Annotated in this window: 13 protein-coding genes and 1 tRNA gene; 7 read left to right on the forward strand and 7 right to left on the reverse strand. The window is 69.6% G+C overall.

All coding sequences use genetic code 11. The annotated features are described in order from the left end of the window. Positions 1 to 113 precede the first annotated feature (113 nt). Positions 114 to 186: transfer RNA gene (locus FMP39_RS23160), tRNA-Phe, on the reverse strand. A gap of 88 nt (positions 187 to 274) precedes the next feature. After that, the gene (locus FMP39_RS23165) at positions 275 to 1,069 is read right to left on the reverse strand and encodes a sigma-70 family RNA polymerase sigma factor (protein WP_194858530.1); all 795 of its coding nucleotides are present in this window, start codon (positions 1,067 to 1,069) and stop codon (positions 275 to 277) included. Positions 1,070 to 1,186: 117 nt separating this feature from the next. Here FMP39_RS23165 and nhaR point away from each other — a divergent pair, with 117 nt between their 5' ends. Next, positions 1,187 to 2,086 carry a transcriptional activator NhaR gene (gene nhaR, locus FMP39_RS23170; RefSeq protein WP_026113871.1) on the forward strand — a complete coding sequence of 300 codons (900 nt, stop codon included), beginning with the start codon at positions 1,187 to 1,189 and terminating at the stop codon, positions 2,084 to 2,086. A gap of 17 nt (positions 2,087 to 2,103) precedes the next feature. Here the strand turns inward: nhaR and FMP39_RS23175 are convergent, their stop codons facing one another. The 4 genes from FMP39_RS23175 to FMP39_RS23190 all read right to left on the reverse strand — a co-directional run bounded on the left by FMP39_RS23175 (position 2,104) and on the right by FMP39_RS23190 (position 5,120). Continuing rightward, positions 2,104 to 3,726, reverse strand: a complete 1,623-nt coding sequence (locus tag FMP39_RS23175) for an amidohydrolase (RefSeq protein ID WP_141592438.1) — start codon at positions 3,724 to 3,726, stop codon at positions 2,104 to 2,106. Then, complete coding sequence (locus FMP39_RS23180; RefSeq protein ID WP_141592439.1) at positions 3,723 to 4,142, reverse strand: hypothetical protein; 420 nt, start codon at positions 4,140 to 4,142, stop codon at positions 3,723 to 3,725. Before FMP39_RS23180 ends, FMP39_RS23175 begins: the two co-directional genes overlap by 4 nt. 21 nt (positions 4,143 to 4,163) lie before the next feature. Beyond that, the gene (locus FMP39_RS23185; RefSeq protein WP_228558265.1) at positions 4,164 to 4,805 is read right to left on the reverse strand and encodes a hypothetical protein; all 642 of its coding nucleotides are present in this window, start codon (positions 4,803 to 4,805) and stop codon (positions 4,164 to 4,166) included. Positions 4,806 to 4,901: 96 nt separating this feature from the next. Beyond that, the gene (locus tag FMP39_RS23190) at positions 4,902 to 5,120 is read right to left on the reverse strand and encodes a hypothetical protein (RefSeq protein WP_141592440.1); all 219 of its coding nucleotides are present in this window, start codon (positions 5,118 to 5,120) and stop codon (positions 4,902 to 4,904) included. Between the two features lie 214 nt (positions 5,121 to 5,334). Here FMP39_RS23190 and FMP39_RS23195 point away from each other — a divergent pair, with 214 nt between their 5' ends. From FMP39_RS23195 to FMP39_RS23205, 3 genes are read left to right on the forward strand one after another with little or no spacing between them, the layout of a single operon-like run. After that, a complete protein-coding gene (locus FMP39_RS23195) occupies positions 5,335 to 6,645 on the forward strand; it encodes a glycosyltransferase (protein ID WP_141592441.1) in 1,311 nt (436 codons plus the stop codon). A 1-nt stretch (position 6,646) separates the two neighbouring features. After that, positions 6,647 to 8,002, forward strand: coding sequence for a nodulation protein NfeD (locus FMP39_RS23200; protein ID WP_141592442.1), 1,356 nt, complete (start codon positions 6,647 to 6,649; stop codon positions 8,000 to 8,002). Further along, the gene (locus FMP39_RS23205) at positions 8,002 to 8,841 is read left to right on the forward strand and encodes a slipin family protein (RefSeq protein ID WP_141592443.1); all 840 of its coding nucleotides are present in this window, start codon (positions 8,002 to 8,004) and stop codon (positions 8,839 to 8,841) included. The genes FMP39_RS23200 and FMP39_RS23205 overlap by 1 nt, the downstream gene beginning before the upstream one ends. A 6-nt stretch (positions 8,842 to 8,847) precedes the next feature. On the opposite strand, the gene FMP39_RS23210 is transcribed toward FMP39_RS23205, so the two are convergent. Then, positions 8,848 to 9,309 (reverse strand): DUF2721 domain-containing protein, encoded by a 462-nt coding sequence (locus tag FMP39_RS23210; protein WP_141592444.1) that lies wholly within the window; start codon positions 9,307 to 9,309, stop codon positions 8,848 to 8,850. Between the two features lie 217 nt (positions 9,310 to 9,526). On the opposite strand from FMP39_RS23210, the gene FMP39_RS23215 reads away from it, so the two are divergent. From FMP39_RS23215 to FMP39_RS23225, 3 genes are read left to right on the forward strand one after another with little or no spacing between them, the layout of a single operon-like run. Beyond that, positions 9,527 to 10,024, forward strand: a complete 498-nt coding sequence (locus FMP39_RS23215; RefSeq protein WP_141592445.1) for a MerR family transcriptional regulator — start codon at positions 9,527 to 9,529, stop codon at positions 10,022 to 10,024. After that, positions 10,021 to 12,603 (forward strand): VIT domain-containing protein, encoded by a 2,583-nt coding sequence (locus FMP39_RS23220; protein WP_141592446.1) that lies wholly within the window; start codon positions 10,021 to 10,023, stop codon positions 12,601 to 12,603. The genes FMP39_RS23215 and FMP39_RS23220 overlap by 4 nt, the downstream gene beginning before the upstream one ends. Before the next feature lie 22 nt (positions 12,604 to 12,625). Next, entirely contained in the window at positions 12,626 to 13,786 is a 1,161-nt protein-coding gene (locus FMP39_RS23225) for a hypothetical protein (protein ID WP_141592447.1), read from the forward strand.

Genomic DNA, 13,786 nt, shown 5'->3' on the forward strand with positions numbered 1-13,786 from the left:
CAGAGCGACGCGCGGGCCCGCGTGCTGGGCGCCACCCTGGAGCAGCGGCGCACGACGCCTGAAACGACAAAGGCCTCTGGACTTTGAGTCCAGAGGCCTTCATCTCCGCTAAGTGCCCAGGGGCGGAATCGAACCACCGACACGGGGATTTTCAATCCCCTGCTCTACCGACTGAGCTACCTGGGCGTAAGAGGCACCGCGCGGAACGGCGCCTTCATAGCGAGCCCCTCCCTCCTCCGTCAACAGCATTCTCCGCCACCCGGGCAGGCAGGCGTCAGGCCGCCAGGGACATCGCCTCCCCGTCCCAGGACGTGAGACCGGCCGTCAGCCTGTGGCGCAGCTTCACCCGCAGACCCTGTTCGATCTGCCGGATACGCACCGCCGTCACCCCGAACCGGCGCGCCAGCAGCTCCGCGCTCACCCCGTCCTCCGCCAGCATCCGCTCCTCCACCAGCGCGCGCTCCCGGGCATCCAGCTCCGGCCAGGCCGCGTCCACGCTCGCCCGGAGCCGCCGCGCCCACTTCGCCCGGTCCACCTGGTCCTCCTGCGAGTCGGCATCCGCCCTCAGCCCCTCCAGCCGCGTGGCCTCCGAGTCCGGAGACACCGGCGCGTCCAGCGACACGTCCCGCGACAGCGCCTCCATGGCGAGGGCCACCTCGTCCTCCCGCTTTCCCAAGGCCTCGGCGAGGCGCTTCTCCACCTCCGGGTGGCCCTCCCCCCACCGGGCCTCCAGCCGCGACCGCTCCCTCCGGAGCTGGAACACCACCCACGGCGCCCGGCCGCCCGCCATGCTCCAGTTGCGGCCCACGTAGGCGCGGATGCGCGCACGGATCCACTGGCTGGCATAGGCCGCGAACGGCACCCCGCGTTCCTCGAAACGTCCCGCGGCTTCCATCAACCCAACGTTGCCTTCCGCCACCAGCTCTTCCATCGACAGGCCGGTCCACCGGTACTTCCACGCCAACCGCCGCACCAACTTCAGGTGCTCACGGACGCGCGCTTCAGCGACCTCAGCCGGAACCACGAGCTCAGGGGATTCAAAGGACACGTTCAGGTTGATGGCTTCCATGGACCTCCTCCGGTTGGGCGCGCCCACACGGCGGCGCGACGCAGAGGAAATTAAGGGCCGGGGCTCTATAAGAAAATTAGGTAGTTTAACGGCAACGCTTCGACTATCTCTATGGATATGAGCTGGCTCAACTACCATCACCTCCTGTACTTCTGGACGGTTGCGAGGGCGGGCAGCATCGCCAAGGCCGGCGAGGAGCTGCACCTGGCGCAGCCCACCATCAGCAGCCAGCTCAAGCTCCTGGAGGAGTCGCTGGGCCACAAGCTGTTCGAGCGCCAGGGCCGCAAGCTGGTGCTCACTGACGTGGGCCGCACGGTGATGCGCTATGCGGACGAGATCTTCCGCCTGGGGAACGAGCTGAAGAACGTCGTCTCCGGCCTGCCGCCCGGGCAGCAACTGCGGCTCAACGTCGGCGTGCTCGACGTCATCCCCAAGCTGGTGGCCGAACAGCTCCTCAAGCCCGCGCTCGAAGCAGGCCCGTCGCTGCGCATCATCTGCCGCGAAGGGCCCTTGCCGCAGTTGCTCGCCTCGCTGGCCCTGCATGAGCTGGACGTGGTGCTCGCGGATGCGCCCAGCTCGGAGCCGGTGAGCGTGCGCTCGTTCAATCACTTGCTCGGCAAGTGCGGCGTGTCCTTCTTCGCGGCGGGGAAGCTGGTCGAACTCAGGGAGAACTTCCCTCAGTCGCTGGATGGCGCGCCCGTGCTGCTGCCGTCAGTCGAGTCCTCCGCGCGCCGCTCCATGGACCTCTGGTTCGAACGCAAGGGCCTGCGCCCCGTCATCGCGGGTGACTTCGATGACAGCGCGCTGCTCCAGGCCTTCGGCCAGCGCGGGCACGGGGTCTTCGCCATGCCCAGCGCCATCGAGGCCGAGGTGGAGCGTCAGTTCAACTGCTCCGTCATCGGTCGCACCGACGAAATCGAGACCTGCTTCTACGCCATCACTGTCGAGCGGAAGATTCGCCACCCGGCTGTCGTCACCATCGCCGAGGCGGCGCGCTCGCACATCTTCGGCGAGTGAGCCCCAAGGCGCCGCGCTCAGGCCAGAGATGGCGCGCGGTACACCTCCGCGCCCGCGACCACGGTGGCGAGGACCTGCGCCTTCACCAACGCGGAGGCGGGCCCCTCCAGCGGATCTTCCGACAGTGCCACGAAGTCGGCGTCCATCCCCGGAGCCAGCCGGCCGCGCCGAGCGTCGTCGAAGGACGCCCAGGCGGGCCCGGTGGTGAAGCCCTCCAGCGCCTCGCGCGCCGTCAGCCGCTCTTCCGGCATCCAGCCGGCCTCGGGCCAGCCGGCCGCGTCCTGCCGCGTGCGCGCCGCGTACAACCCTGCGAGCACATCCGGATTCTCGATGGGGAAGTCACTGCCCAGCGCCAGGTGCGCTCCCGCGTCGCGCAGGCTGCGCCAGGCATAGGCACCTTTGAGCCGCTCGCGGCCCAGCCGGGACTCCGCCCACGGCATGTCGCTGGTCGCATGGGTGGGTTGTACGCTCGCTACCAGCCCGGCGGCTCCCAGGCGGACGATGTCTTCGCGCCGGAGAATCTGCGCGTGCTCCACGCGGTGCCGTAGCGACTGCGTGCCCGTCACCTCGGCGCCGCGCAGCAGCACGTCCAGCACCAAGGTATTGGCACGGTCTCCAATAGCGTGGATGCATACTTGGAAGCCCCGGGACATGAAGGCCTGGGCGCGAGAGGCGAGCTCCTCGGGTGGCAGCAACAACAAGCCCTGTTGCCCCGGCTCGTCGCAGTAGTCGTCGTGCAGCGCCGCGCCCCGACTCCCCAGCGCACCGTCGGCCAGGAACTTCACCGAGCGCATCGCCAGCATCCGCCCCTGCCACGGCCCCTGCTCGAGGTACGCGTGTCGCGCGTCCCCTTGGCCCGCCGCCATCGCATAGACGCGCAGAGGCAACGTGCCCGCGGCGTCCCATGCCTGGAGCACGCGAAAGGCATCCCACTCCATGCCCGCGTCGTGCACGCCAGTCAGCCCCACCTGCGCGCAACGGGTCAGCGCTGCCCGCAGCCGAGTCTCCAGCTGCGCCCTGGAAGGCGGAGGAATCGCGGCGGCGACCACGTCCATGGCGTTGTCCACCAGCACGCCCGTGGGCTCGCCGCGCGCGTCCTTGAGGATGCGGCCTCCCTCCGGGTCCGGCGTGTCGCGGGTGATTCCAGCGCGCCGCAGGGCCTCGCCATTCACCCACGCCGCGTGGTGGTCCACCCGGGTGAGGAACACGGGCGTCGAGGGGAAGCGCGCGTCCAGCACCTTGCGGCCCGGGAAGGCGCCACCGGGCCAGTCGTTCTGGTCCCACCCTCTTCCCAGCAACCAGTCTCCCTGGAAGCTGGAGGCGGGCGCCTCGGTCAGTCGGCGGATGGCCTCATCCACCGAACCCGCCTTCTCCAGCCGAACCGTCGTCAGGCTCCGGCCCAGTCCGTGAATGTGCGCGTGCGCGTCCACGAGGCCCGGCACCACGGTGGCGGCGCCCAGGTCCACCCGGCGCGCAGTCGTGCCCGCGGCGGCCTCGGCTTCTTCGCGAGTCCCCACGGCCAGCAGCCGCCCATCCAACACCGCCAGCGCTTGGGCCCGTGGCCGCGCCGCATCCAACGTCCAGACCCGCTCCGCCAGGTAGACTGTCGCCTGCACCGTGACTCCTTCCGCGTGCCTCATCGCTGAACGGCCAGGATGCGCCAGCCGTCTACATCGACCGCGTACGTCGCGCCCACATCCAGGGCAATGCCTTCCTGAACACAGGCCCCCGCCTTGGGCGAAAACGAGACCAACACAACGCTGTCGGACAGCGCCTTCGCCAACACGTCGTAGGAGCTGCGCTGCGCGAGGCACACCTCATCGGGTGTCGCTTCCTTGGGCGGCTTCGCGCCCCTGGGCAAGAAGTCGTCCATCGCCAGCCCGACCGCGGCGGAAATGGTGGCTGGAATGAAGGTGTGCTCCCCCGGAGGAAAGCCCAAGGGAAACACGAACCTCGCCGACTCTTCGGGCGGTGCGTGCTCAGGACGGAACGGGCGCTGAAACAGCGAGCACGCCGATAGCGACACACACGACAGCAGAAGAACCACGCGGCGCATGACGACTCCAGGCACCGACACCTAAGTGTCGCCTTCCACGGGCGTAACGATTCCCAGTTCCTTGTCTCGCTCGCTCTCAAGCAACCCCACCAATCGCCAATGTCGCTCTCGCCGCACGTAGACCTCTCCCGGCCGTGGGGTGTTCTTGTGCGGAACGTACTTCATGACGGTGCAGGCCACGTCGAACTGGATGCGGATGAGCCAGACCTGAGTCCGGTTCTGGAAGTCGAACACGGACATCGGAGAAGGAGACCAGGGATGGCTGTGATAGTCCGCCAGGGTCATGGTTCGGCCGCGCGAATCAACGACACTGCTCGGTGGGATGCAGGACTTGCGCTTCTCCGCGCCAACGACGCCCGTCGTCTTACCTAGAGGCGACCCGTAACTCGCGTAGTAGACACCGTCTCCCAAGGTGTAGATGGCGCCGCAGTACTCCTGGCCATAATGCCCCGCTGTCGCCCGCGGGAGCTTCATGATGGCGGGACACAACTGGTCGATGACCTGGTCCACGTCGCGAGAAGGTTCTACTTCGAGCCAGGGCCCCCGAACCCAGACATGGGTGCCTCGACGCCCGAACAGCATGTCGGCGCCTCGTCGGGTGTACTCGTCACCCGAAGCGCACGCCAGGAGCGCGACGAAAACCATCAACCTACGAAGTGGCATGGCGCCCCCGCCTCAAACGCCCGCTCAAGTCACGGACGTGCGGAGCGCCAAATACCAGGATTCACAGGAGTAAACCCAGCCCGGCCCTGCCCCTGGCTACTCCGCCTGCGTCTCCGGCGTCTCCGGTGTGCCCGCGTCGGTCTCCGGCAGGGGCGTCGCGGGGCCCGCGGGGGTATCCGGCACAGTCTGAACGGGCTCGCGAATCTGGTCCGGGCCCATCAGGGGCTGACGGTCCTCCGTTCCTTCGGGCTGCGTGGTCTTGCAAGCGGGCGCAGCAACTGCCACGCCCAGGGCAATGAGAACGGCACGGCGCATGTAACCTCCTTGTCGAGTTGCGGACGGCCCCGAGGGAGCGTGCCCTCCATCGACAATCTGTCGACGACAGCGGACGTCCACCAGCGGATGCCCGGGCACACCTTCAGGCGCCCGCCCTCGGTCCCGGAGAGCGGCCCGGCAACCACGCGGCGCGGATGATGCCGCTTCCCATGCGCACCGTTGCGCTGGAGCGCTCACCCGGGAGGCCGAGGCCATGCTGGACGTCGTGGACATCGGCAAGCGTTCGCTTGCCACCTATCGCGGGATTGCTCCCGACGAAATCCTCGACGAACTGCACTGGCTCTCCGAGGACTTGCGCGGTGCCCGGTGCATGCACCTGAGCGCCACGCCCTACGGCGGCGGCGTCTCCGAAATCCTCCGCTCCCTGGTCCCGCTCTACAACGACCTGGGCATCGTCACGGACTGGAAGCTCATCCACGGCGACGACACCTTCTTCCAGGTCACCAAGCGCATCCACAACGGCCTGCAAGGCGCTCCCGGCGAACTCACCGAGCGCGAGAAGGCCACCTACCTGGCCAACGCCCAGCTCAATGCCCACCGGCTGGTCACGGATTCAGAGAACTACGACTTCGTCTTCGTCCACGACCCGCAGCCCGCCGTGCTCGCGGCGCTGAGTCCTCATCTCGATGCGCGCTGGATATGGCGCTGCCACATCGACACCTCGCACCCCAACCCGGCCTTCTGGGACTTCCTGTCGCCCTACCTGCACGCCTACGACGCCGCCATCTTCACGATGCGGGAGTTCATTCCACCGCAACTCCCCATCTCCGACGTCCGCATCTACCCGCCCGCCATCGACCCGCTCAGTCCCAAGAACCACCCTTTGCCGGAGGCCCTCGCGCGCGACGTGTTGGAGTGGATTGGCATCCGCACCCACCGGCCGCTCGTCACCCAGGTCAGCCGCTTCGACCGCTGGAAGGACCCGCTCGGCGTCGTCCGCGCCTACCAGCGCGTGCGTCCCCACGTCCCCGACCTCCAGCTCGCGCTCGCGGGCTCGCTCGCCCTGGACGACCCGGAGGGCTGGGATGTGTACGAGGAGCTTCGCGCCGCCACCGCGGGCGACAGCCTCATCCACATCCTCACCAACCTGGTGGGCGTGGGGAACATCGAGGTCAACGCGCTTCAGGCCGTCTCCGACGTCGTCGTCCAGAAGTCCCTGCGCGAGGGCTTCGGGCTCGTCGTCGCGGAGACGCTGTGGAAGAGCACGCCCGTCGTCGGTGGCCGCGTGGGCGGCATTCCCATGCAACTGCCAGAGGGCACTGGCGGCGCCCTCGTGGACACCGTGGAGGAATGCGCCGAGGCCATGCTCCACCTGCTGCGCCGCCCCGACGAGGCCCACCTGTTGGGCGCGCGTGGACATGAGCACGTGCGCCAGCACTTCCTCATGCCCCGGCTGCTCAGGGACCACGTGCGGCTGCTCAAGCACCTGGCGGCCGTGCGCCCCCTGCCACCGCGCGGCATCGTCCCCGTTTCCTTCAACCCCGCCAGCCTCCAGGGGGTGTGAGATGCACCAACGGGCACGCTGGCGACTCGCGGCCCCCGCACTCCTGTGCGTCCTCATGGCGGGGCTGCTCGCGTCCGCGGCCGATGCCCCCACGAGGTACGGCCAACCCACCGTGGCTCGCTGCGACCTGGAGGGCGTGGTCGACGCCGGCACCGGCGGCTACCTGTCCGACTGCGTGGCACGCGCCACGGCCGCGGGACATGACGCGTTGCTCGTGCGGTTGGACACCCCCGGTGGCTCGCTGGAGGCCACGCGCCACATCGTCCGAGCCTTCCTCGCGTCACCTGTCCCGGTGCTCGTCTGGGTCGGCCCCTCCGGCGCACACGCGGGCAGCGCGGGCGTCTTCATCGCGCTGGCATCCAACGTCGCGGCCATGGCACCGGGCACCAACATCGGGGCCGCGCACCCGGTGGTGGGCCCCTCCGGGCAGTCCCCGGAAGCCGTGGGCGGGGAGCAAATGGCTCGCAAGGTGGAGAACGACGCCGTCGCGTTCGCGGAGAGCATCGCCCAGCAGCGGGGCCGCAATGTGCAATGGGCCGCCTCCGCCGTGCGTGACAGCGTCAGCGTGTCCGCGGACGACGCGCGGGCACTGCGCGTGGTGGAATACGTGACGCCCACCGAGGCGGACTTCCTCGCGCAGGCGGACGGACGGCAGGTGACGGTGGCGGGTGGCGAATCCGTGCGGCTCTCCACCCGGGATGCGCACATCGTCACGCTGGAGCCCACGCTGTCCCAGCGCACCGTGCACGCGCTCGCCAATCCCGCCATCGTCTACCTGCTGTTCCTGGTGGCCGGGCTGGGGCTGGTGGTGGAGCTGTCACATCCAGGCGCCATCGCCCCGGGGCTCATCGGCGTGGTGGCGCTGGTCCTGGCGTTGGTGGCGTCCTCCGCGCTGCCGGTTCGCGCGGGCGCGGTGCTGCTGATGATGGCGGGCGTGGCCCTCATCGTCGCGGAGCTGTTCGTCACCAGTGGGCTGCTCGGCGCCTTGGGCGTGGTGCTGCTGGGTCTGGGCGGACTGTTCCTCGTGGACCGCTTCAACCCGGAGTGGTTCGTGGACCGCTCTTTCCACGTGTCGTGGACGTGGCTGGTGCCCACCACCGTGGCACTGGGAGGTGCGGCGGCCTACGTCGTCTATCGAAGCGCGCAGACACGACGGCTCCCCCAGCGAGGTGGCGACCTGGGGCTCGTGGGCGAGCGAGGCACCGCCCTGGCCCCGGTGACACCGGAGAGCGGCGAGGTGTTCGTTCATGGAGAGCGCTGGCGCGCCACGTCCACCGCACCCATCCGCTCCGGCGCACACGTCGTGGTGCGGGGCATGGAAGGACTCACCCTCTTCGTTGACGAGGTACCGACCTGATGCAACTGACCGGACTGTTCGGAGTGCTCATCCCCGTCGCCATCCTGTTCCTGCTCTTCCTGTCGGGGGTGCGCATCGTCAACGAGTACCAGAACGGCGTGGTGTTCCGGCTCGGGCGCTTCGTGGGCCTCAAACGCGCGGGCTTCCGCTGGCTCATCCCCTTCGTCGAGCGCATGGTCATCATCGACCTGCGCATCGTGGCCCGCGACGTGCCTCCACAGGACGTCATCACCCGGGACAACGTCAGCGTGAAGGTCAACGCCGTCGTCTACTTCCGTGTCATCCAGGCGGACAAGGCCGTGCTCCAGGTGGAGGACTACCTCTATGCCACCAGCCAGCTCGCCCAGACGACGCTGCGCTCCATCCTGGGCCAGGTGGAGCTGGACCAGCTCCTCTCCGAGCGCGAGCGCATCAACCACGAGATTCAGCAGGTGCTCGACTCACGCACCGACCCGTGGGGCGTCAAGGTGTCCAACGTGGAGGTGAAGCACATCGACCTGCCCGCGGAGATGCAGCGGGCCATCGCGCGGCAGGCCGAGGCCGAGCGCGAGCGCCGCGCGAAAATCATCGCCGCCGAGGGCGAACACCAGGCCGCCGAGAAGCTCTCCATGGCCGCCAAGGTCCTCGGCCGCTACCCGGCCACCCTCCAGCTCCGCTACCTCCAGACGCTGGTGGAAATCACCACCGGTGGCAATCACACCATCCTGCCCATCCCGCTCGACCTGCTGCGCACGCTCAGCGGCGTGAAGGCCCACATGGAGCGGGCCGACGATGGACATGAGGACCGGCGATACACCGAGGATGAGGAAGAGGGCCCTCCCGCGGGCGGCTTGTCCTGACAGCCGCTAGTCGAAGAGTTCCTGCCGCTCCAGCTTGATGGCCCGCCGGCTCAGCCGCAGCGACGCCAGCACGAGCAGCGCCGTCGCGCCCAGCAGCAACACGCCCACCGAGAAGGACACCACCGGCAGGGCCTCGGGCACCTGCGTCTGCCGCTTCGTCAGGTACAGCAGCGACGTCATCACGAAGGCAAGCAGCGCCGTGTAGGTGAAGGCAATCGCCCGGGCGAGGATGGCGTGCCGCCGGTCCAGGATGGCGACCTCCTGGCGCAGCACCGCGCGCCGGGCGTGCCCCTCCGGCAGCAGACGCCACTCGCGCACCATCTCCCGGATGCGCGACGTCATGCGCGCAATCTGGTTGTCCAACCCCGTCGCCACGATGCCACACGCCGACACCATCACCGCGGGCGTCACCGCCGTGCCAATGAGCCGGATGGAAGAGAGGTCCACGACTTCCGCGACGCCATTCATGCCCCCCTCTGTTCCATCCCACCCCGACCGGCGCAACAACTCCGCGCCCTTCGCCCGCCACCAGGTCATGACAGCAGGCAAGCGCCGGGTGTCAGGATTCGGCAGCAGAACTGTCGAGATACCGCTGAGCTGAGGCTCCTCGAGCTCTGGCCACTGCTGCTGCCAATTCATCAGTGGCAACTTGACACCACAAATGTCGAGTCGTACTGTCTGAACCGTGAGCACGCCGAAGACACAGAGCGAATGGAAGCTGACGGAGCTGGCCGAGGCGGTGGGCGTCTCGCCGCGGACGGTGCGCTACTACGTCCAACGCGGCCTGCTTCCCGCGCCCCCCTTCCGGGGCCCCGACACCGTGTACGGGGAAGAGCACCTGGTGCGGCTCAAGGCCATCCGCGTCCTGCAGGCGCGGTTCCTTCCGCTGGATGCCATCCAGGCGGAGTTGCAGCGTTTGAGCCTCGATGAGCTGCGCCAGCTCGCCGACTCGGACGCGACACCCACGCCCCCGGTGCACGCGCAGCCGCTACCGGGACCGGCCCCGATGGCGCCACCGCACGCGCCTCGAAGACCGGCCACGGGCCTGAATCGTTACGAGCGCTGGGAGCTGCTCCCGGGGCTGGAGCTGCACGTCTCGGAAGCAGCGGACACGAAGACCCGGGCGCTCGCGGAACGCGTTCGCGCCCTCATCGCGGAGTTCCAGGAAAGGGAGAAGCCATGACCATCGAAAAGGCAGGGCTGTACACGCGCAACGGCACGCAGGTCCCCCTGCAAGGTGTCGAAGTCACGGGCGAGCTCCTCGGCGGCCACGCGCGCGTCCGCGTTCGCCAGCGCTACCGCAACGAGGAGTACCAGCCGGTCGAGGCCATCTACACCTTCCCCCTTCCCTCGGATGCCACGCTGTCCGCCTTCTCCATGACGTGTGCCGGGCGGCGCATCGAAGGTGTGGTGCGAGAGCGTGAAGAGGCCTTCCGCACCTACGACGACGCCGTCACGGCCGGCCATGGCGCCGCGCTGCTCGACGAGGAGCGCCGCAACGTCTTCACCGCCCAGGTGGGCAACCTGCTGCCCTATGAGGAGACCGTGGTGGAGGTGGAGTTCCTCCAGGCCGTCACCGCCGAGGAAGGCAGCGTGCGCTGGATGCTCCCCACGCTGGTGGCGCCTCGCTACATCCCCGGCGCGACCACGGGCGACCGCACCGGCCACGGCAGTGAAGAGCCCACGGCCCAGGTGCCGGACGCGGACCGCATCACCCCGCCCGTGGGCAACGTGCACTACGGCCTGCGCATGGACCTGCTCGTGGACCTGGGCCGCGAGGTGGTGGTGGAGAGCCCGTCCCACGCCATCACCACCACCCGGGAGGAAGGCACCCGCGTGCGCGTCGGCTTCTCGCGCGGCGAGGTGTCCCTGGACCGCGACCTGGTGCTGAGCCTGCGCAGCCCGGACAGCAGCGCCGTGTTCACGCCGCTCGTCACGCACCGCAAGGGCGAGGGAGGCCCGGGCACCTTCGCGCTCACCGTGGTGCCGGACCTGCTGGCCATGGCCTCCGCGCCGCCCAAGCAGGAGGTGGTGTTCGTCGTGGACGTCTCCGGCTCCATGGCCGGTGAGAGCCTGCCCCAGGCCCAGGCCGCGCTCCGGCTGTGCCTGCGCCACCTGCGCGAAGGCGACCGGTTCAACGTCATCGCGTTCGAGAATCGCTTCCAGTCGTTCCAGCCCGAGCCCGTGCCCTTCACGCAGCGCACGCTCGAAGAGGCGGACCGCTGGGTGGCCGCGCTGAACGCGGATGGCGGCACGGAGCTGCTCGCGCCCATGCGCGCCGCGGTGCAGGCGGCGCCCGACGGCGTCATCGTCCTGCTCACGGACGGACAGGTGGGGAACGAGGCGGAGATTCTGCGCGCCGTGCTCGAGGCGCGGAAGACGGCGCGGGTGTACTCGTTCGGCATCGGCACCAACGTCAGCGACGTGCTGCTGCGGGACATGGCGAAGCAGACGGGCGGCGACGTGGAGTTCATCCACCCGGGCGAGCGCATCGACGACAAGGTGGTGGCGCAGTTCTCCCGTGCGCTGGCACCGCGTGTCACCGACCTGGAGGTCCGCTTCGACGGCGTGGACTGTGTGGAGCTGGCGCCCGCCGAGCTACCGCCCCTGGTGGATGGCGTGCCTTGGACGCTGCTGGGCCGCTATGCCTCGCCCGGGACGGGCACGGTGACGCTGCAGGGGCGCTCGGGACAGGAGCCCTTCTCGCTCACCGTCCGCGTGGACCTGCCCGCGGTGTCGGACCGGCCGGCGGTGGAGAAGTTGTGGGCCGCCGAGCGCATCCGGGGCTGGGAGGCCGCCCAGCTCGTCGGACGCCGCGCGGAGTCCATGAAACAGCGCATCGTCGAACTGGCCGTCGCGCACCAGATTGTCACCCGGTACACCTCGTTCGTGGTGGTGGAGGAGCGCAAGGGCGACCGGCGGAACTCGGGACAGGCGAAGACGCGCGTCATCCCCGTGGACGCCCCCGCGGGGTGGGCCATGTTCGGCGCGCAGAAGGAGGAGGAGGCCGCGCTCGGTGGCGCCGTCCCCCGTCGCGGACGGATGGCCACGCGTGGCGCCATGCCGCCCCCGTCGGCCGCCGCACCCGCCCCTGGGGCTCGTCCGCTGATTCAAGTGCGGCGCATCACCCCGCCCGGGCGCGCGCCCGCACAGAGCGCGCCCTCCATGGATGCCGATGGCGGCACCACGGACTGGATGATCATGAGGAGCGAGCGGCGTGAGCAGGGCAAGGCCGACGCCATGAAGAAGAAGCGCCAAAAGGGAGGAATCCTCTCCAACTTCTTCGGCGGCGGTCAGTCTCCAGATTCGCTGAAGGAGGCGGAGCTCGAGGAATCCGACGCGTACCGCGACGAGGCTCCGGCCGCCGAGGGCGGTGTCGACACGGGCGCGGAGAGCCTGCTGTCCCAGCAGCTCGCCAACGGGCTCTGGGAAGGCACCGGTGAGGGTTCCGAGCCCGTGCGACAGGCGCGTGCCACGGCGCTGGCCTTGCTGACGCTGCTGCGCGAGGGCATCACCAGCAGCCATCCGCTGCATGGCGCGCAGGTGAAGAAGGCGGTGGAGGCCCTGCTGTCCCTGGCCGCCAGCCTGAGCGGCGATGCACAGGTGGCGGAGCTGGCGCTGGGCGTGGCGTGGCTGGCCGCGGCGGGACCGCGCACCCGGGGCCGCATCGAGCAGGCCGCGAAGCCGCTCGCCGGGCTCAACGCCCGGCTGGGCAACGAGGTGGCCCTGCGCGAGCACGTCGACACGCTGGCCGCGCGCTGACGCACCGCGAAAAGGCGGCGGCATGGCTGATACATGCCGCCGCCGCGCTTCGCATACAGTGACGGGCGCCATGACGCTCGCCACGCTCATCCTGCTTGCCACGCTCTCCGCTCAGCCCCCGGAGGCTCCGCCCTCTTCCGAGGCCACGGCACCGGAGACAGTCACCGCGCCGCCCCTGGTGTCCACGCCCGATGCCTGTGCAGCCAGCTCCGAGGCGGATTACTCGGCGGGCTTCGATGCGCTCGTGAGCGGCAACGACGCGAAGGCGCTGGAGCTGTTCGAGCGCGTGCTCGCGGCCTGTCCACAGCACCCCTATGCCACCGAGCTGGCCCGGCTCTCCCGGACACGGCTCGCGCCCGGGGGGCGGCTGGCCACCGCCGCCGCGCGCGAGGCGGGGCGAGAGCCTCACTCCAGCGCCGCGCGTGCCTCGCTCGTCGTGGTGCAGACGCTGCACGGGGTCGCACAAGGCGTCCTCCTGTGCGCCATCGGAGATTGCAGCGGCCAGGGTTACGCCGCGGTGTCACTGCTGGGCGCCGGAGCGGGCGCCGCCAGCTCGCTGCTGCTCACCCGGGGCGGTGTGACGGACGGACAAGCCGCCGTCATCAACTCCGGCACCGTGTGGGGTTTCTGGTTCGGTGTCGCGACACTGCTCGCCTTCGACCTGGAGGGTGACAATGCGTTGGGCGCCGCCATCCTCGGCGGGGCGGGCTTCACCGGCGTGGGCGTCCTGCTGGCGCACCTGGTGAATCCCACCTCGGGACAGGTGTCACTGGCCAACTCGGGTGGCCTCTGGGCGGGCGCGGTGACGGCGCTGTTCCTGGCGACTTCGGACAACTATGACACGAAGGGTTTCTTCGCCGCCGAGCTGGGCGCCACGGCCGCGGGCATCCTGTCGATGGCCATCCTGTCGAAGTACGTGACGGTATCCCGAGGCCGAATGCTCATCATCGACGCGGGCGGCATCCTCGGCGGACTGGTGGGCGCGAGCGCCGTCTACCTCACCGCGGGCAATGACGCGGGAGACGCCATCCTCGTGGGCAGCGGCTTGGGCGTGCTGGGCGGCCTGGCCCTCACCACGTACCTCACCCGGGACTTCGACGCGCCGGACGCGCCCCAGGTGACGCTGGCACCGCTCACCACGCCGCGCGGGGGCACGGGCCTGTCGATGGTGGGCCGGTTCTAG

This window comes from Myxococcus sp. AB056 (assembly GCF_006547365.1).
Taxonomy (GTDB): Bacteria; Myxococcota; Myxococcia; order Myxococcales; family Myxococcaceae; genus Myxococcus; species Myxococcus virescens.